The 18,299-nt window shown below is 59.5% G+C and carries 19 protein-coding genes; 10 read left to right on the forward strand and 9 right to left on the reverse strand.

The annotated features are described in order from the left end of the window. Window positions 1–212: 212 nt before the first annotated feature. The 5 genes from AD949_RS03090 to gmk form a co-directional block, all read right to left on the reverse strand. The gene (locus tag AD949_RS03090) at window positions 213–1,160 is read right to left on the reverse strand and encodes a hypothetical protein (RefSeq protein WP_048836862.1); all 948 of its coding nucleotides are present in this window, start codon (window positions 1,158–1,160) and stop codon (window positions 213–215) included. Between the two features lie 311 nt (window positions 1,161–1,471). After that, window positions 1,472–2,986 (reverse strand): replicative DNA helicase, encoded by a 1,515-nt coding sequence (locus tag AD949_RS03095; protein ID WP_048836861.1) that lies wholly within the window; start codon window positions 2,984–2,986, stop codon window positions 1,472–1,474. 134 nt (window positions 2,987–3,120) lie between these two features. After that, window positions 3,121–4,341, reverse strand: coding sequence for an AGE family epimerase/isomerase (locus AD949_RS03100; RefSeq protein ID WP_052944600.1), 1,221 nt, complete (start codon window positions 4,339–4,341; stop codon window positions 3,121–3,123). Continuing rightward, window positions 4,338–5,771 carry a D-glycero-beta-D-manno-heptose-7-phosphate kinase gene (gene rfaE1 / locus AD949_RS03105; protein ID WP_048836860.1) on the reverse strand — a complete coding sequence of 478 codons (1,434 nt, stop codon included), beginning with the start codon at window positions 5,769–5,771 and terminating at the stop codon, window positions 4,338–4,340. The genes AD949_RS03100 and rfaE1 overlap by 4 nt, the downstream gene beginning before the upstream one ends. A gap of 5 nt (window positions 5,772–5,776) precedes the next feature. After that, window positions 5,777–6,427 (reverse strand): guanylate kinase, encoded by a 651-nt coding sequence (gene gmk / locus AD949_RS03110; protein ID WP_048836859.1) that lies wholly within the window; start codon window positions 6,425–6,427, stop codon window positions 5,777–5,779. 120 nt (window positions 6,428–6,547) lie between these two features. Between gmk and AD949_RS03115 the strand changes: the two genes are divergently transcribed. Both AD949_RS03115 and AD949_RS03120 read left to right on the forward strand, forming a co-directional pair. Continuing rightward, window positions 6,548–7,366 (forward strand): SDR family NAD(P)-dependent oxidoreductase, encoded by an 819-nt coding sequence (locus AD949_RS03115; RefSeq protein ID WP_048836858.1) that lies wholly within the window; start codon window positions 6,548–6,550, stop codon window positions 7,364–7,366. A gap of 175 nt (window positions 7,367–7,541) precedes the next feature. Then, the gene (locus AD949_RS03120; protein WP_048836863.1) at window positions 7,542–8,852 is read left to right on the forward strand and encodes a purine-cytosine permease family protein; all 1,311 of its coding nucleotides are present in this window, start codon (window positions 7,542–7,544) and stop codon (window positions 8,850–8,852) included. On the opposite strand, the gene rlmB is transcribed toward AD949_RS03120, so the two are convergent. Next, window positions 8,786–9,622 carry a 23S rRNA (guanosine(2251)-2'-O)-methyltransferase RlmB gene (gene rlmB / locus AD949_RS03125; RefSeq protein WP_048836857.1) on the reverse strand — a complete coding sequence of 279 codons (837 nt, stop codon included), beginning with the start codon at window positions 9,620–9,622 and terminating at the stop codon, window positions 8,786–8,788. The two genes, AD949_RS03120 and rlmB, sit on opposite strands and share 67 nt — an antisense overlap. Window positions 9,623–9,832: 210 nt before the next feature. On the opposite strand from rlmB, the gene AD949_RS03130 reads away from it, so the two are divergent. From AD949_RS03130 to lptB, 7 genes are all read left to right on the forward strand, one after another. Beyond that, window positions 9,833–10,339, forward strand: coding sequence for a YaiI/YqxD family protein (locus AD949_RS03130; protein ID WP_048836856.1), 507 nt, complete (start codon window positions 9,833–9,835; stop codon window positions 10,337–10,339). Window positions 10,340–10,595: 256 nt separating this feature from the next. Then, complete coding sequence (locus AD949_RS03135; protein ID WP_244463449.1) at window positions 10,596–11,159, forward strand: DedA family protein; 564 nt, start codon at window positions 10,596–10,598, stop codon at window positions 11,157–11,159. A gap of 190 nt (window positions 11,160–11,349) precedes the next feature. After that, on the forward strand, window positions 11,350–12,009 hold the full coding sequence (locus AD949_RS03140; RefSeq protein WP_048836854.1) for a ribonuclease D: 660 nt from the start codon (window positions 11,350–11,352) through the stop codon (window positions 12,007–12,009). Window positions 12,010–12,036: 27 nt separating this feature from the next. After that, window positions 12,037–13,044 carry a KpsF/GutQ family sugar-phosphate isomerase gene (locus AD949_RS03145; protein ID WP_048836853.1) on the forward strand — a complete coding sequence of 336 codons (1,008 nt, stop codon included), beginning with the start codon at window positions 12,037–12,039 and terminating at the stop codon, window positions 13,042–13,044. Further along, a complete protein-coding gene (gene lptC / locus AD949_RS03150) occupies window positions 13,041–13,775 on the forward strand; it encodes an LPS export ABC transporter periplasmic protein LptC (protein WP_061504624.1) in 735 nt (244 codons plus the stop codon). Before AD949_RS03145 ends, lptC begins: the two co-directional genes overlap by 4 nt. Before the next feature lies 1 nt (window position 13,776). Continuing rightward, a complete protein-coding gene (locus AD949_RS03155) occupies window positions 13,777–14,964 on the forward strand; it encodes an LptA/OstA family protein (protein ID WP_082064721.1) in 1,188 nt (395 codons plus the stop codon). A gap of 3 nt (window positions 14,965–14,967) precedes the next feature. Then, the gene (gene lptB, locus AD949_RS03160; RefSeq protein ID WP_096430334.1) at window positions 14,968–15,789 is read left to right on the forward strand and encodes an LPS export ABC transporter ATP-binding protein; all 822 of its coding nucleotides are present in this window, start codon (window positions 14,968–14,970) and stop codon (window positions 15,787–15,789) included. A 200-nt stretch (window positions 15,790–15,989) separates the two neighbouring features. Here lptB and AD949_RS03165 read toward each other — a convergent pair whose 3' ends face one another. Then, window positions 15,990–16,274 (reverse strand): hypothetical protein, encoded by a 285-nt coding sequence (locus AD949_RS03165; RefSeq protein WP_141325346.1) that lies wholly within the window; start codon window positions 16,272–16,274, stop codon window positions 15,990–15,992. Between the two features lie 325 nt (window positions 16,275–16,599). On the opposite strand from AD949_RS03165, the gene hpf reads away from it, so the two are divergent. Further along, window positions 16,600–17,211, forward strand: coding sequence for a ribosome hibernation-promoting factor, HPF/YfiA family (gene hpf / locus AD949_RS03170; protein ID WP_048835795.1), 612 nt, complete (start codon window positions 16,600–16,602; stop codon window positions 17,209–17,211). A gap of 162 nt (window positions 17,212–17,373) precedes the next feature. On the opposite strand, the gene AD949_RS03175 is transcribed toward hpf, so the two are convergent. Next, on the reverse strand, window positions 17,374–17,640 hold the full coding sequence (locus AD949_RS03175) for a DUF1150 family protein (protein WP_048835796.1): 267 nt from the start codon (window positions 17,638–17,640) through the stop codon (window positions 17,374–17,376). Between the two features lie 74 nt (window positions 17,641–17,714). Beyond that, window positions 17,715–18,206, reverse strand: coding sequence for an Hsp20 family protein (locus AD949_RS03180; protein WP_048835797.1), 492 nt, complete (start codon window positions 18,204–18,206; stop codon window positions 17,715–17,717). Window positions 18,207–18,299: the final 93 nt, after the last annotated feature.

Genomic DNA, 18,299 nt, shown 5'->3' on the forward strand with positions numbered 1-18,299 from the left:
ACGCTCATCCGTGACTTTTCAAACAGGCTCTAAGGAATATATTTCTCCACTTGAAATTGTAGGATATTAGAAAGGATATTTACGTTTAAATGATAGATATTCAATAAGAATATCAGAACTTTATAAGAAATTTATGAAAATTTTATTAGCCACAAAAATTAATAAAAAAATTCTTATACACCATAAGTATTTATGCCTTATCAAACAATACATTACTTTTCTAGCACACCAAAACGCGCATTTCTCCTAAGATCCAACACAACCGTGGAGTCAAGGAATGCTGCATTGCCGACGATCCCATCCGGCCGCGCTGGATAATCAGACAACGCATGAGGGGCAATCCAGACCTCCCTCCTGTCCCGACGTTGACCGCCTATGGTTACAGAAACGACAGACGGAGCCCCGTAGAGTGTTATTGGTTGACCCCACGCCTTGCCACTCAGGTGTAGAGTAGCCTCCAGCCTACTGGTTTTCCCAGTCAGTCGCTTCCACGTCTCTTCAGGAACAACAAGTTCAAAAAGGCTGGCTCCGGTGTCAAACGCCACAAGTGAGGGGCGCTCACCACCCAGATCAGCCTTAATGAGCAGCCACCCCCCTCTCATTTGTGTGGGTTGCCACTGCACTTTTCCAAATATTCTCTTATTTTTTTGGTCGCGATAAAAACAAATACGCTGGTTCCGATAATCAAGCGTTGTCACAAGACCAGCAAGCAGATTTAAACCCGCAGTTCCATAGACTGATTGCTGTATTGCGGCCTGTCTGCCTTGCGTTAAAAACTTTGCATGATCCCATATCATTCCGCCAATTTGTAACTGATGCTCACTCATTTGAGGCGGAAACTTTGGCGCAGCAACATCACCCTGTTGAAACCTGAGAAATGATTCAGGGGACGCCGTGTCGAGTTGCAGTGCTATTTTCTTACCGTCAAGAAAGCCCGTAAGGATAAGAAATGCTTTATCATCGCGATTATGGGGATTTCCTGCCCAGAAAAAAGCTGTGCATTGCCCGCCAGTTTTTTCAGCCGCAGATGCCTGCGTAAACGCGAAACCAAAGACGGAAATGAAACACAGCAGAAGAGAGAGACTTAATATTCCAGTCGTTGAATACGGGGGTTTCTGCAAAATATTGTCTCTATCACCTTTTTTATTAGCCCTCTTCATAGCTTGAATTTATGTATGAGTTTATTAAATTTATACGAAAAATCACCCAGCTCTACATTCGCAATTTACTGAACGGATCTGGACAGCATCATTCACCAGCAGCCTGTTAGGCGTGAGACGTTAACAGTCGAAATCAACGCTCCCATATACAATCAGCTCTTTGTATAAAAAACATCTCATTGAAAACGTTAGTTCAAAACACAAAGACTGGCGACAGATGACAACCAGACATGACTGACAGGCCTATACATTCATATCTACAACCCATATCATTGCCGCCTTCATCTTCTATCTGAAAAACGGGTCTGCGCTTAATGATGCGGGTCCTCATGCAAGACATCAAGGTCCGCAAAACGTGTGAACTCACCTTCAAAGAACAGATGCACGACACCGGTGGGGCCATGACGCTGTTTTTCCAGAATGAGCTCAGCCTTGTTATGCACAAGGCTCATCTTGCGCTGCCAGTCATCCAATGCTGCGCCGTATTTTTCCATGGAATCAAAGGCCGTTTCCTTGGGCATGCGCTGCTGGAGATAATATTCGTCTCGGTACACAAACATCACGGAATCCGCGTCCTGCTCAATGGAGCCGGATTCACGCAGATCCGAGAGCATGGGCCGTTTATCTTCACGGCTTTCCACCTGACGAGACAACTGGGAAAGGGCAATAACAGGCACTTCCAGTTCTTTCGCAATTGCCTTTAAGCCCTGCGTAATCATGGAAATTTCCAGAACGCGGCTTTCTGGGCGGGTACCGACGGACGGGCGCATCAACTGGAGGTAATCCACCACCACAAGGCTCAACCCTCGCGTCCGCTTCAGGCGGCGGCAGCGCGTCCGCATGGCGGACAGGGAGATGGCCGGTGTATCGTCAATCACCAGTGGCAGACGGGAGAGTTCACGACTGACGCGCACAAAGCGGTCAAACTCTTTCTGGCCAATGTCACCGCGACGGATTTTCTCACCAGACACTTCCGCCTGCTCAGACAGGATACGGGTCGCCAACTGTTCGGCGGACATTTCCAGCGAGAAAATGGCAACGGTGCCTGTGGGTTCTACCCCCGGCCCTTTGTCTTCCGCCTCGATCATCAGCGCACGGGCAGCAGAGAAGGCGATTTTCGTGGCCAGCGCGGTCTTGCCCATGGCAGGACGTCCGGCAAGAATCATCAGATCTGATGGATGCAGACCGCCGGTTTTCTTATCAAGATCCCGCAGGCCGGATGTCAGGCCGGACACATGCCCTTCCCGCCGGAAGGCGAGTTCAGCCGTTTTAATGGCGTCGGTCAGGGCGCGGTCAAACACCACAAAACCGCCATCCTGCCCCTTCTCCGTCGCCAGACGGAACAGGGCTTCTTCCCCCGCGGCAATCTGATCAGGGCCGGAGAGATCAGAGATTGTGCCAAACGCGCTGTTCACCACGGTCTCGCCAATATCAATCAACTGGCGGCGGATCCACGCATCATGAATAGCGCGACCGTAATCCCCGGCGTTGATAATACCCACCATGGAGGTCAGCAGTTTGGCCAGATAGACCATGCCGCCCACATCATTCAGGATACCGGAATTTTCCAGTTCAGCCCGCAGCGTGACAGGATCCGCCAACTGGCCGTTTTCAATCCGGCGAGCAATGGCATCATAAATCCGGCCATTCACCTGATTGGCGAAATGCGCGCCGGTCAGAAAGTCCGAAACGCGGTCATACGCCCGGTTGTTTGTCAGCAGCGCGCCCAGAAGGGCCTGCTCTGCTTCCAGATTGGCAGGAGGATGGCGAAGGGAGAGCGACAGAAGCGTTTCTTCTTCCTGTCGCGCGGGTTGGGTCTGGGTCATACTCACGCCATGGGTTCTATCAGATCTTGATACACACGTCTTGCGGCATTACCGACAAGACGCATGCGCCCCCGCTACATGCGGGAGAGGGTCTGGCAGCAACCAGACCCAGAGTCTCATGCACTCAAACCAGCCTAAAGACCGGAATAAGAGGGTTTTGTAGCCAGATTTGCCGCCTGATTAAGTGAATCAAACGCGGTGATGATGTGGTAGAGCGAACTGGTGGGAATTTTTGTCACCGTAGGCGCGCCCGCCGCATCAAGCTGGTCTACCCATGTGCCGACGGGGCAGCCTGTAAAGTAATCGTCCAACAAATTAGTTGCCAGACGCGCCGCTATGCCGCGACTGTCCTGCTTGTCCTGACACAAGATGCCACGCAGGGCCTCCCCCTGCACCCACAGACGCGAGCCACCCCGAAGGATCGTGCCGTCCCGGCGCAGCACATCCCGCACCCGGCCTGTTTCCGGCACAAGGCCAAAACGTGTGGCAAAGCTGGCAAGCCGCATGGCGGGTTCGGACGTGTCCACCCCGGCCAGACGATGATATTCGCCCAGCAGCCAGACCCATTCAAAGTGATGCCCCGGCTCCACCCACTGCCCGTCCTCACCCGCTACGGGTTGCCAGTCCTTTGTAAAGAACTCGCCGAGCGTGCCCGTAACAGGCTCAAAAAAATGCGTGCGGAACAAGCGGTATAGCGTATGGGCCAAAGCCAGATCAGCCTCATGCTCCGTCGTGACATACAGGGCCAGAACCGCTTCCAGCAGATGCATGTGGGGGTTCTGCTGCCGCGCAGCACCATCATCGGGCAGGCAGTTGAGAAAGCCACCTTCCGGCGTAGACATGTGCTGCTGAATCCAGCCCAGCGTTTCCCGCGCAAGAGCTTCCGCCCGGCCAGAGCCTTCCAGCCGCCCGTACCAAGCTAGCGCGAACACGACAAAAGCGAGGTCATACAGGTCCGCCGTACCATCCAGCACAGCGCCTTCCCGCGTGAGGGTCCGCGCCCAACTGCCGTCCTCCCCATGCGCCCGCTGCATGAAGCGGAAAATACCGTGAGCGCGAGATACACCTTCTTCCCACCCCTGCAACGCGGCCCATGAGAACGCAAACAACTGCCGCGCCTGCACTCGCAACCGCTTGAAGGGCGGCAGAGCGGGAACGCCCGCCAGAGTCAGACATTCCTGTGCGCCGAGGGCCGCCATATCCTGCGCGATGCCATCACACCCCGTTGTGGCCCATAAGGGGAGCGCCTTCTGGAACAGCCAGTTAGAAAATCGGTCCCGTACCGCCACCAGCGGCACCGGCGCGCCGTCTGTCCGCGCATCTGTCAAAGGGGCAGGAGGACGTGTGCTGCTCATGATGCTTGTATCCGTCCAATAGTGGCTGTTGTGGAATGTCCCTGCGCCAGATTAGCAAGCACCAATCGGCCGCCATTGCCCATGACAAGATCCGCCCCCACAACCTGCTCCGGCTTATAATCCGCCCCTTTAATCAGCACATCCGGCATAAGTGCCCGGATAGTTTCCAGAGGTGTGTCTTCATCAAAAGACACGACCGCATCGACATAGCGGATGGCGGCCATGACGCGAGCACGGGATTCCAGGTCATTCACGGGCCGCATCGGGCCTTTCAGGCGGCTGACACTGGCATCCGTATTGAGGGCGACCACCAGCCTGTCACACGCCGCGCGGGCTTCCGCCAGCAGACCGACATGGCCGGGGTGGATAATGTCAAAACACCCGTTGGTAAAACCAACTTTCAGCCCTTGCGCCTGCCAGCGCCGCACCTGTGCGCAGGCGGCGGATAGGGGCAGAAGATGCGGCATGTCATCCGGGCCAGACTGTTCTTCGAGCTCGTGCAGCACTTCCTGAATGTCCGCCGTGGCCGTGCCCAGCTTGCCCACCACGACACCCGCCGCGGCATTGGCCACACGCATGGCCTGCTCGAACGACATCCCGGACCCAACGCCAAGCGCCATGGTGGCGATCACCGTATCGCCCGCACCGGAAACATCGAACACTTCCCGCGCCCGTGCAGGGACGGACAGAGCCGGGGCATCCTGCCGCACCAGCATCATCCCTTTTTCGGACCGGGTGGCGAGAATGGCCGTGGCATCCGCCTGCGCCATAACAGCGCGGGCGGCCAGTTCCGCCTGCGCTTCCGTCCCCACTGGCATACCGGAGGCCAGAGCCAGCTCCTTCGCGTTGGGCGTGATGCAGGTCGCCCCACGATACTGGGTGTAATCCGCAGTTTTGGGGTCCACAAACACCGGAACCCCACGGGCACGGGCTACGGCAAAGATATGCGTCAGCACAGTAGGGTTGCACACGCCCTTGCCGTAATCAGACACCACAACGGCCTGAACCCGCTCAATCTGTGCATCAATCGCGCGGCACAGCGCCTCGGCTTCCTCCGGCTGGAGCGGGCTTCGGCTTTCCTCATCCGCACGCACCACCTGCTGGTTCACGGCAATAAACCGTGTCTTGCAGATGGTGGGGCGCATGGCGGAACAGACGGTTGCGTCTACCACACCAGCCTGATGCACAAGAGCATTGCGCAGTACGGCCCCGGCATCATCCTGCCCCACCAGCCCGACCAGAATGGCGCGGCCACCCAGAGAAATGATGTTATTGGCAACGTTCCCAGCCCCGCCGGGCATTTCCCGCCGAGACTCCAGCAACAGCACTGGCACCGGAGCTTCTGGTGAGATGCGTTCCATGGAACCGTACAGGAAGCGGTCCAGCATCACGTCCCCAAGGCAGAGAACCGAAACTGACGAAAAATCCATAACCTTCAGGCTCCGAATGTGTGCACAAACTCCGCCAGCCCCGTCTGCCGCCGCGTGAGCAGACGTCCGGCTGTCAGCACCGCACGGGCTTCAAAAATCGCGCGGTCCAGTTCTGTATTCACCACCACATGATCAAACTCCCGCCAATGGGAAATTTCATCCCGCGCGGCGGCCATGCGGCGAGCAATTTCATCCGGGTGGTCCGACGCGCGGGAATGCAGGCGGCGCTCCAGTTCAGCCAGAGAAGGCGGAAGCACAAACAGGCTCACCACATCATCCGGCAGGGCCGCGCGAATCTGCTGGTGGCCCTGCCAGTCGATATCAAACACCATATCGTGCCCGGCGTTCAGCGCCTCTTCCACCGGACCGCGCGGCGTGCCGTATCCCCGGCCGAAAACCGTGGCCCATTCCAGCAACTCGTTCTGGGCCGCCATCTCCTCAAATTGTTCCATAGTGCGGAAGTGGTAATGCACACCTTCCTTTTCACCGGGGCGCGGCTGGCGCGTGGTGACGGACACAGAATGCCGCAGCTTGGGTTCGGACGCCCGCAGCGCATTGGCAATAGTGGATTTCCCGGCCCCGGACGGTGCGGAGATTACAAAGCACACCCCCCGCCGCTTGATGGTCTTACCCTGTTCAGCCGCTGCGTCAGACATCCTGCCGTTCCACCCTGTTCACTATTCTCAACTCACACTCCACCCGGCGTCTCTGCCACAAGTGCCGTCTGGGTGCCATAATGGGGAGTTCTTCTAACAGTCTCAGGGTAAGAGGGCGACATGAAACACGATACCGTTCTGATTACCGGCGCGTCATCCGGCCTTGGACGTTCGCTGGCACTCACACTGGCCCGGCCGGGCCGCAGGTTGTTTCTGGGCGGCCGCAACCGAGACCGCCTGACAGAAACAGCCCGCCTATGCATCTCCCGTGGTGCCGCAGCGGATATCCGACTCTGTGACGTAACGGACCGCAACGGCATGGAAGACTGGGTGCACAGCGCCGGCCCGCTGGACATGGTTCTGGCCTGCGCAGGCATTACCGGTGGCACCCGCCGCGCCACCGCGCCCGACGGTGCCCCCTATGAGCCGGATGCACAGGCGCGCCGGATGTTTGCCACCAATGTGGAGGGCGTGCTGAACACCGTGCTGCCTGCACTCCATGTCATGCAGGGCCAGCCGCGCGCGGCGGATGGCCTGCGCGGGCGGATTTGCGCCATTTCCTCCGTCGCGGGCATTGTCTCCTACCCCGGAACACCGTCCTACAGCGCCTCCAAGGCCGCCGTGGACCGCTTTATGGTGGCAACCGGCGGGAACATGAAGCAGGCGGGTATTTTGCTCACCTCCGTTGTCTGCGGGTTTCTCAACACGCCCATGGTGGCGGGTAATCACTTCCCCATGCCGGGGCTGACGGACGTGGATAACGCCAGCCGCCGCATTCTGCGTGGACTCAGGCGGAATGAACGGCGCATTGTGTTCCCACGCTGGCTGGTAGCCGGGTCCCGCTTTATGGACCTCCTGCCCATCCGTCTGGCGGAAGCCTATTACACCAACCAGCCCACCGGGGCAGCGGGCAGCATGCCGGAACCGGACCTGTCCTGAGCCACCGCTGCCCCACACGTAACCGCTCACGCGGATGGTCCGTTTTTTCAGGACACCTCGTTTCAGGACTTTATTCGGCATGACCAAGCCTCCGGCCCCCTCTGGCCAGCCCAGTTCTCCAGACCCCAGCCAACCGGCCTCTGCGCAGGCCCGACGGCGCGCGCCGTCGCGCCTGATGGAAGAGCTTTCCGAAGCCTCTGTGCGGGAGCCTGTGCCTGCCGCGCAGAAAACCATGGCTCTGGACAAGGTGTTCTGGAGCCACTTTTCCCCCAATCTGGGGCCGGGCGGCTGGGTGACGGGAGCGTTGCTGGTCAGTCTGGGGCTGGATTTTAAAACCGGGGTGCTGGCCGTGCTGCTGGGCAATCTGATTGGCGCCCTGCCAGTTGCCCTTGCTGCCTCCATTGGCCCGGCCACGGGCCTGACGCAGATGGAAGCCTCCCGCCGCGCCCTCGGGCGGTTGGGGGTGCGTCCTCCCGCGTTCCTCAACTGGATTTACTGCGTGGGGTGGGACGCGGTGAACAACGTGCCCGCCGCCACTGCCCTGATGGCGCTGTTGATGCTGGCGGGTCTCGCCCTACCCTTCTGGCTGGCGCTGGCGGTTCTGGCCTCCGTGCAAATGGTGGCCTCCATTTACGGGCACCATGTGGTGCAGGCCGTGCAGAAATATCTGGGCGGGTTGCTGCTGGTCGTCTTCATTCTGATGGGCGTGGTGTTTGCCATGCGGGGGGCTGCCCCTCTTGCCGCGCACCACCCGGTCAGCCTGTCCACCTTCCTGCTGGCCATGGGAATTCTGGTTAGTTTCAATTTATCTTGGGCGTCCTATTCCTCGGACTACACGCGCTATCTGCCAGCCGACACCAACCCGAAAAAGGTGGTCTGGCTGGCTCTGGCCGGGTTGCTGAGTTCCGCCATTCCCTTCCAGATTCTGGGGCTGATCAGTGCTGGGAGTGTCGCCAATCCGTCTCCCACCGCCGTCATTGCCTCGCTCCAGCAGGCGATGGGGCCGCTGGGGGCTGTGGCGCTGGCGGCCATTGCGCTCTCCTCCATCACCGGTAATTCATTTAACGATAATACAGCCAGCTACAGCCTGATTTCCGCAGGTCTGCACGTCCCGCGTGTGACGGCCGCCATTCTGACCGCCCTGCTGGGCTACGGTCTGGCCGTGGCGGGTGCGGGGCGTTACGCCTCGCTCTATACGGACTATCTGCTGGTCACGCTGTACTGGATTGCGCCGTGGATCGGCATTGTGCTGGCCGACTGGTATTGCGGCACCCGCCAGCCGCGCCCGGTGCCACCGGGCTGGACCTATGGGGCCACGATTTTTGCCGTGACCTCCGTGCTGACCATCCTGCTGTTTTCAGACAGCCAGCTTTACACCGGCCCCATCGCCCGCTGGCTGGGCGGCGCTGATATCGGCTCTTACGTGGGCTTCTTTGTGGCTGGTGGCTGGTATGTGCTGGGCATGCGTTCCCGCGCCAGTTCATAAAGCCCAACGGCTGCGGCCACAGACACGTTCAGGCTTTCCATTTCGCCGGGCATGTACAGCCCGGCAATCTCGTCACAGCTTTCCCGCGTCAGACGACGCAGGCCCTTGCCTTCCGCCCCCAGCACCAGCGCCACGCGGCGGCCTTTGAAGGACGGACCATCCAGCAGGCCGCCGCCCGCATCCAGCCCGACTGTCCAGCAGCCGCCTTTCTGCAGCGCCTCAATCGCACGGGAGAGATTAACTTCCCGCACCATCGGCACCGTCTCCAGCGCGCCGGAAGCCGCTTTAGCCAACACGGCGGTTTCCTCCGGCGCGTTGCGGTCCTGCACCACAAGACAGGCCGCGCCAAAAGCCGCGGCGGAGCGCAGGATTGCGCCAACATTGCGCGGGTCCGTCACCTGATCCAGCACCAGCACGGGGCCGGGGCGTTCCAGCGCTTCTTCCAGCGTCAGGTTCGGCAGCGCCTTGACCAGAGCCGCAACACCCTGATGCACGGCCTCTGCCCCCAGCAGGTCATCCAGCCGGACGCGCTGCACAATTTCCGGCTCTATGCGGATGACAGCTCCGGCCTCCCTCGCGGCCAGAAGGGCTGGATGTTCAGGCTCCGTCACCATAAGGCGCTGGAACACGCGGTTCGGGTTGGCCAGAGCGGCGGCAACGGCATGTGTGCCAAACAGCCAGCAGGTACCAGCGGCTGCGGCCCCCTCACGCCCTGCGGGAGAAGAGCCACGCGAGCGGCGGGACGGACGGCCAGAACGGGGAGGACGCATGAAAAACCTTGAGCTGTCTTGTTCAGCCCCCTCCCTACCGCAAACTGCCCCCGCCGGGCTATCCCTTTTGCCGTGGCGTTTCACGCCGAAAAGGCAGCGCGGAACAGGTGCCAACACTACCGAGCAGGCGCACCACGCAACATGAGGCAGGCTCACACCGCCCCGCGCCTCCCTTGCCAGCACGTTGTGGCAGGGCCTAGGAGTCAGGCCATGATACGTATTTTTATAGACGCCGACGCCTGCCCCGTGCGGGACGAGACCTATCAGGTGGCCACCCGCCACGGGCTGAAAACCTATGTTGTCTCCAACCGTCTGCTGGCCGCCCCGGCATCTCCTCAGATTGAGCGGATTGTCGTGACAGACGGCATGGATGTGGCGGATGACTGGATTGCCGAACACGTCCAAGCGCATGACATCGTTATCTCCTCCGACATCCCGTTAGCCGCCCGCTGCGTGGCAAAAGGAGCGTGTGTGCTGAACCCCACGGGCCGTATTCTGGATGAAAACGCCATCGGCATGGCGCTGGCCATGCGGAACCTGATGGAAGACCTCCGCTCCACCGGCACCATGACAGGCGGAGGGAAAAGCTTTACCAAAAAAGACCGCTCCGCCTTTCTCTCCGCACTGGATACCGCCGTGGTACGCGGCAAAAAACAGGCCGCCAGCAGTCTTCTGGCCACGCGCCTTGCAGCACCACCGGGTGGCCGGACTCTCTGAAACCGGTCTCTCTGAAAAAGGCACACTTGAGGCAGACCTACCGAAGGACTGCCATGCCGCTGCCTCTCTTCTGAATTGCCCCTGTTTACGGCATGGTCTGCGCTTTGTGGGATCAACTCACGCGCCACGCCCTTTGTGAGCCGATAACCCGGTCAGCCTCCAGCACAAGGATAACAGACCCCTGCTGCACCATCTCGACACGCTGCTTCAGCATTACGGCTACGGCATTGTCACTCTGATCGTCATGATGGAGAGCATGGGCTTACCCGTGCCTGCCGAAACCTGCATCATCACGGCCTCGCTCTACTGCCTGAAAACCCATCACCTCGCCATTGGTTGGGTGGCGGTCGCGGCGATCGCGGGGGCTATTATCGGGGATAATTTCGGCTACCTCATTGGCCGCAAGGTGGGGCTGCCCCTGCTGAAAAAATATGGCCCGCGCGTTGGTCTGACATCCGACCGGATGATTCTGGGGCAATATCTCTTCCACCACCACGGAAGCGCCATTGTCTTCTGTGGGCGGTTTGTTTCCGTAGTGCGGGTGTTTGTCGCCGTGCTGGCCGGAGCCTGCCGGATGCGCTGGCCGCGCTTCATGCTGTTCAACGCGCTGGGGGGCACCTGCTGGGCGGGTGGATACGCACTTGGCACTTACGCGCTGGGCCGCAAGATTTCAGAAGTTTCCGGCCCAGTAGGCATCGTTATTGGCATCACCGCCCTTGCCGGAATGTTCGCTATTGGCCGCTTTTTGAAGAAAAATGAAGCCCATCTGACGCAGCTTGCCTTGCAGGAACACCAGAGCGGCGCACTTCCCGCTTCCTGAAAAACGGTGCCTGCTTTTCCAGATTATTCCGTGCCCCTCTAAGCAGGCGCATCAGGGCTCAAGCCGAATGTGGCGCCCGTGCCGCCCTCACCATCAAATCGCCCGAAAGCTCGGGCAGAGTGTGCGGAATGGACATTCCGCCATCCCGGCTGTATCCGTCTGAGCCTGATCAACAAGGCAGGAGCGGGTCATGAACGCACCCCGGACCTCTTCCGAGGGAAGCATTACTCTTCATCGTAACGACCTGCCCGACGGGCTAACCTTCACCGGGTCCGTTGCCGTGGATACAGAAACCATGGGCCTCAACCCCCATCGGGACCGGCTGTGCCTTGTGCAGCTTTCCGCAGGAGATGGCACGGCGCATCTGGTGCAGATCATCCCGGAATCCCTTGGCGGCAAAGGGTATGACTGCCCGAACCTCAAGCGCCTGATGGCGGACCCCGCCGTGACCAAGATCATGCATTTCGCGCGGTTTGATGTCGCCATTCTCCAGCATGCGCTGGGCATTACCGTCAGCCCCGTGGTTTGCACCAAAATTGCCGCCCGTCTGGTCCGCACCTTTACGGACCGCCACGGTCTGGCCGCCCTGTGCCGCGATATTCTCGGCGTGGAACTGAGCAAACAGCAGCAGACTTCTGACTGGGGGGCTGAAACCCTCAAGCCCGAGCAACTGGCCTATGCCGCGTCGGACGTGCTGTATCTGCATGCGCTGTGGGAAAAAATGGATGCGCTGCTGCTGCGTGAAGGCCGCCGGGAACTGGCGCAGGCCTGCTTCGACTTCCTGCCTGCCCGCGCGCGCCTTGATCTTCTGGGTTATGAAGACCCGGATATTTTCTCTCACCGCGCCTGATCCCGCCCGGACCGGAGCCCGCACCGCATGACAGACCCCGCCACACTGGCCCCGCTCCCCGCTCTGGCGCGGGAAGCCGCAGACGTTATCCAGACCGAACGCGCCGGACTGGATGCGCTGGCCCACGCGCTCCAGAACCCGGAAGGGCTGGGCGGCGCGTTTGCCCGTGCGGTGGATATTCTGTTGAACGTCTCTGGCCGCGTGGTGGTGACGGGCATTGGCAAATCCGGCCATGTGGCGCGGAAAATTCAGGCGACACTCTGCTCCACCGGCACCCCAGCCCTGTTTGTCCACCCGGCTGAAGCATCCCACGGGGATTTAGGCATGGTGCAGCCGGGAGACGCGGTGCTCGCCTTCTCCAATTCTGGTGAGACCACGGAACTGGGTGACATTGCCGCCCACACCCGGAAGGCAAACCTGCCGCTCCTGGCCGTGACCAGCCGGGCTCAGTCCACACTGGCCTGTGCGGCGGATGTGGCCCTGACCCTTCCCGCCATGCCAGAAGCCTGCCCGATGGGGCTGGCACCCACCACCAGCACGCTGATGCAACTGGCGTTTGGCGATGCACTGGCCGTCGTCCTGCTCCAGCAGCGCGGCTTTACCGCCAGTGATTTTGGCACGTACCACCCCGGTGGCCGTCTGGGCAGCAGGCTGCGCACCGTGCAGGACCTGATGCATACCGGCCCGGATATCCCGCTCGGGCGCGAAGATACGCCCATGCGGGACGTGATTATGGAAATGACATGCCGGGCTCTAGGCTGCATTGGCATTCTGGACCATAATGGCCGCTTGGCGGGCCTGATCACGGATGGTGACCTGCGCCGCGCGCTGGACCATGATCTGACGACCACGCAGGCAAAGGATGTCATGAACCGTCACCCTCTGACCATAGGGCCTGACATTTTTGCGGCGGACGCGCTGCGTCTGATGAATGAACGCGACCGCCCCATTACCTCCCTGTTTATTCTGGATGCAGACCGCCGCCCGATGGGCGTTGTGCATGTGCATGATCTGCTGCGGGCTGGCGTGGGATGAGTGACCCCACCGACCGCCCCCCGCAGCGGGATGATTTTGCCCGCTCGGAAGAGACTGTCCGCCAGCAGCGCGAGCGGCTGGCGCCCTCCGCAGCCCGCCGCCTGCCGCCGGATGCGGCGGAACTTGCCCGCAGGCGCACACTCCTACGCTGGGCAAAATGGGTTCTGCCCGCCACGGCGCTGCTGCTGCTCAGCTCCATTGCCGTCTGGCCGGAAGTGGACCGGCTGATTAACGCCAATAAAGCGGCACTTAAGGAGTTTTCCAAGGTCAAGATTGAAAGCGGCAATCTGATTGGCGCCACCTATCGCGGCGTGGATGAGCACAACCGCCCCTTCATGATTACAGCCGACAGCGCCCATCAGGCCAACCCGGAACGGATGGACCTTGATAATCCAGTGGCGGATATCCTCAGTCAGGGTGGAAGCTGGCTTCTGGTCCGATCAGAAAAAGGGGTCTACATGCAGCATGCACAGATTCTTGACCTGACGGGAGAAGTCACCCTGTATCGTGATGATGGCCTTATGATGCGTAGCCCGGTGGCGGATGTGGATATTCACACCGGCATTATTGCCTCCGATTCATGGGTGCGGGCAGAAGGGCCATTTGGCGTGCTTGATGCAAAAGGATATCTGGTGTCTCAGCATGAAGGCATTGCCCAGTTCCGCGGGCCGGGCCGACTGATCCTGAATGATGACCGCGGCAGCCATCCGGCTGATGGGAAAGCCTCCTGATATGTTTTTGAACCTCTCCTCAGCCCCTGTGCCTCCGGCGCGTGCCCGCACACCCCGCCTGCGCCAACCTCTGCCGGGATCCGTGCTCGCACTCGCCGCGCTGCCGCTACTGGCCACCCTGTTCTGTGGCACGGCCCACGCGCAGTCTATCGACCTCTCGCACGGAGGGCAGATTACAGTTACCGCCGCCGGTGGGTTTGACTGGGACCAGAACCAGAAAAAAGTTACCGCTTATGATCAGGCAAAAGCGGTACGGGGTGACGTCACTGTTACGGCTGACAAACTGATTGCCTATTACCGCAAGAAAACCGCGCCAGACGGCGCACCAGCCCCCGCAGAGCAGGACAACGCCGCCGGGCAGCAGGCCGGACAGCAGACAGGCGGCCTGACCAGCACAACCGCCAGCGCCAAACCCGGCACGGACACACAGGCAGCCCCATCCGGCCAGCCTCCGGCTCCGCCAAGCACACCGGCTCCAGCCCCAACAACGCCCCCCGCGCCGACTGATGCCAAAGCGGCAGACAGCAAAGCAGGAAGTGGAGACCCGGATTCCTCCGGCGCGAATGAAATCTACCGGCTGGAAGCTATCGGCCATGTGCATATCTACACCCAGACCGATCAGGGCTGGGGGGATAAAGCCGTGTATGACATGGATCAGGCCGTGCTGGTCATGACCGGCAAAGCCCTGAAGCTGACAACCCCGCAGGATATTCTGACAGCGCGGGATTCTATGGAATATTACTCGCAGCAGCGTATTTCCATCGGGCGTGGCAATGCGACCGTCACCACCAATGATAACCGGCAGATCCGCGCGGATGTGCTCGTTGGCTACAGCGCCCCGCCGGACCAGTCCGCCCCGCCTGCGGACAAGCCTAAAGACGCAAACCAGAACTCTTCAGACCCGCTGGCCAACGGCTCCGGCAAGCTGGAAAAGGTCAATGCGTTCGGGCATGTGTGGGTCCGCACCCAGACGGAAACCGTCACCGGGGACCGCGGTGTGTATGTGCCTGATACAGGGATTGCCCGCGTTGTGGGGAATGTCCACATCACCCGTGGCCCCAACCAGATTCAGGGCGCAGCGGCCATCATCAACATGCATACTGGTCTGGCAACCATGACAGAACGCCCCGGCAGCCGCGTGAGCGGTCTGGTTGTGCCCAACAGTGGCGACGGATCGGACAGGAAATAACAGATGACACAGGAGATCAGCTGGACTTCGGAAGAAACGGTGGAAGATCAGGTCATCGGGCCGGGTCCTGAACCAACCTCTCTGAACGCCCTTCACGCGCCGGGCCACGGCCTGTTTGCCCACGGTATTGGCAAATCCTACAAAAAGCGTGAGGTGGTGAAGAACGTCTCCATCGAAGTACATCGGGGCGAGGCCGTTGGTCTGCTTGGCCCGAACGGAGCCGGGAAAACCACCAGCTTTTACATGATTGTCGGCCTTGTGCAGCCTGATACCGGCTCCATCACACTGGACGGCGCGGATATTACGGAACTCCCCATGTACCGCCGTGCGCGGCTGGGCATTGGCTACCTGCCGCAGGAAGCCAGTATTTTCCGTGGTCTGAATGTCGAACAGAACATTATGGCGGCTCTGGAAGTAGTGGAGCATGACCCGGACCAGCGGGAAGTGATGCTGGATGGCCTGCTGAGCGAATTTGGTATTTCTCACCTCCGCCGGTCTCCTTCTCTCGCCCTGTCAGGCGGGGAGCGGCGGCGTCTGGAAATTGCCCGCGCACTGGCCAGCCAGCCGCATTACATCCTGCTGGACGAGCCTCTGGCAGGGATTGACCCCATCGCGGTGGGGGAAATTCGTGATCTGGTCTCACACCTGAAAGATCGCGGCATTGGCGTGCTGATTACCGACCATAACGTGCGTGAGACGCTGGAAGTTATTGACCGCGCGTACATCATGCACAGTGGACAGGTGCTGATGCAGGGCGTGCCGGAAGAAATTGTCGCGCATGAAGATGTGCGCCGAGTCTATCTGGGCGAGAGCTTCTCGCTCTAAAGCTAGGCGCTTCCCCACCGGAGGTGCCTCTTCTCCTATCCCCAGTCCTGCGGCCTGTTTGAGCCTGCAAGACCAGCCTTCCTGCCTCGTGTGGCATACTTCATGCTTCATGCCATGAGCAGGGACACATTTGCATCTAAACTCGCAATCCCCTGTCGCCCTGCCTCTCCGGCCCTGTTGCGGCAAGGGTTGCTACGCTCTCAATGCCGTTTTTTGATAACAAGCTGCGGTGGGGCCATATCCGGCACTTGTGGGGCGGGCGCGAGTTCAATGGGCGGTACAGGCAGCGGCGCGGTGTCCGCCTTTGGCTTCTGAGGCACCACCTCAACTGGTATCACCACTTTTTCCATGGGCGGCTTATAGTGCGTCATATACCACATGATGCTGCCGTAAGCGGCGGCAAGTGCCAGCAGGATCATCGCTTTAACCCGCCATTTGCGGCGCATTCTGGGCATGTTGACGGGCGGGCTGGATCTTAAAAGCATGGCATCCTGTCTGGCTTGCAACTCTATCTTGTGTTGTATGCGCCAGCTTTCCGGCTCAGCAACCCCGAAAAAGGCGGTTTTTTGAAAAGCCGCCCCATTTGCCCCGGCGCAACGCTTCGGCCCCCTTGTGGGTTCCTGTATTAAAACTGTCATAAAACCGTAGACAGACAGGCCCGGAACATGCCCAGATAGCAGAAGGTAGGAGGGAGACACCCCTCATACCTAACGAGTCAAACCGCCTGCGCCTGAGAATGGCTGCATCTGTTACGGCTCCACGCTCAGGCAAAAGACGGTCCTGCTTTGAACCAGCAAGGAGCGACATCTGATGCATATTCATGTTTCCGGTAAACAGATTGATCTGTCCGATGCTCTCAAGCACCGGGTCAACGCTCATTTGGGCGGCCTTGCAGAACGCTACTTTGACAAGGCGTTGGAAGCCAAAGTGACTTTCAGCAAAGCCCGTTCTTTTTTCACGTGTGACATTAACGTGCATGCAGGCCGCGGCCTGACCCTGCGAGGCGAGGGCGAGGCAGCCGATGCCAACGCCGCCTTTGATGATGCCGCCGAGCACATTGCCAAGCGCCTGCGCCGCTACCACCGCCGCGTAACCACCCATGCCCGCACCAGCAAAGCCGATACCACGCAGGAAACCGGGCGCTCTTACGTTTTGAAGGCGACTCCTCCAGCCCCCGCTGCAAAAGCGCGGCAGGAGACAGGTCTCGACCATGATGCCGAAGCTGAGGCCGAAACCTACGCCGCGATTATTGCTGAACACACCACAGATATTCCAGCCCTGAGTGTGAGTGAGGCCGTGATGCGGCTAGACCTCGCCTCCTGCAAGATCCTGCTGTTCCGCAACCGCAAAAACCAGCAGATCAATCTGGTTTACCAGCGCGATGACGGCAATATCGGCTGGGTGGATACGGGGCCGTCCTGAAGGACGGCCCAACCGCCTTTTTCAACAAAACCCCTGTCATAATAAAAATCTCTGCCGTAATAAAAAACCCTGTCACAAAGCGGATCATTTCTCCGCCCCGTGACAGGGTTTCTTTCAGGGCGTCCGCTTAACCAGAACGCTCCTGCATTTTCCAAAAACTGCTTACTGGAGGGTCGCTGGCACCATATCGTGCTGGAGAATGACACCCCACGCGGTTTCCATATCCTCCACCACCGCCAGCGGAGAGCCATCGGCTGCGTGAATGGCGCAGCCTTCCTCGCCATCTTCTGTCAGTGCTGGGCGCACATAAGCGACATTGGAAACACCCAGAGACCGAAACTGGTTTTCGGAAAGTGTATGGACATCCAACAGTTTATCCGATTCGTCAGACGCAAGGACAACACGTCCGTTCCGGGTCGTGACTTTCATGATGTCTCCTTTCCGTTTCTAGGAAAATCAACGCAGCCCTGCGGAAAAAGATCCCCAGCGCCGCGCCGGACCTTTCAGTCCTCCACTACCGTATGCAGCATACGGGAGGACCGTGGTTTCAGCCCGCTGCTGGCAGCAGCAGCCGTTTTCGCGCTACCGGACTGCATGATCTCAATCCGTTTCACGCGCACTTCCGGCTGGGGGCGGAACAGGTCAATATGCAGCAGGCCATTATCCAGCCATGCTCCACCAATTTCTATACCCTCGGCCAGCACAAAAGCCTTCTGGAACTGGCGGGAGGCAATGCCACGATGCAGATAGACGTGTTCCTCACCGTCTTCCACCTGTCGGCCACGGATCACCAGTTGGTTGTCTTCCTGCGTTATCTGGAGGTCATCCATGCGGAAGCCAGCCACGGCTAGGGTAATGCGCAGCCCGTTGGGGGCAATTTGTTCAATATTATAGGGCGGGTAGCCATCACCGTTCCCTTTGCTGGCCCGCTCAAGCATCTGCTCAAGATGGTCAAACCCCAAAAACATCGGTGAGCCGAATACTCTGCCAGACATAAAGCCTCCCCTTTCTGAGCGAGACAGAAACCGGGCCCTTCATGGCACCCGGCTTCCCTCACGATATGGGAGAGACACGGAAAAACGCAAGAC

The sequence above is a fragment of the Acetobacter orleanensis genome (assembly GCF_001581005.1).
GTDB classification, from domain to species: Bacteria; Pseudomonadota; Alphaproteobacteria; order Acetobacterales; family Acetobacteraceae; genus Acetobacter; species Acetobacter orleanensis.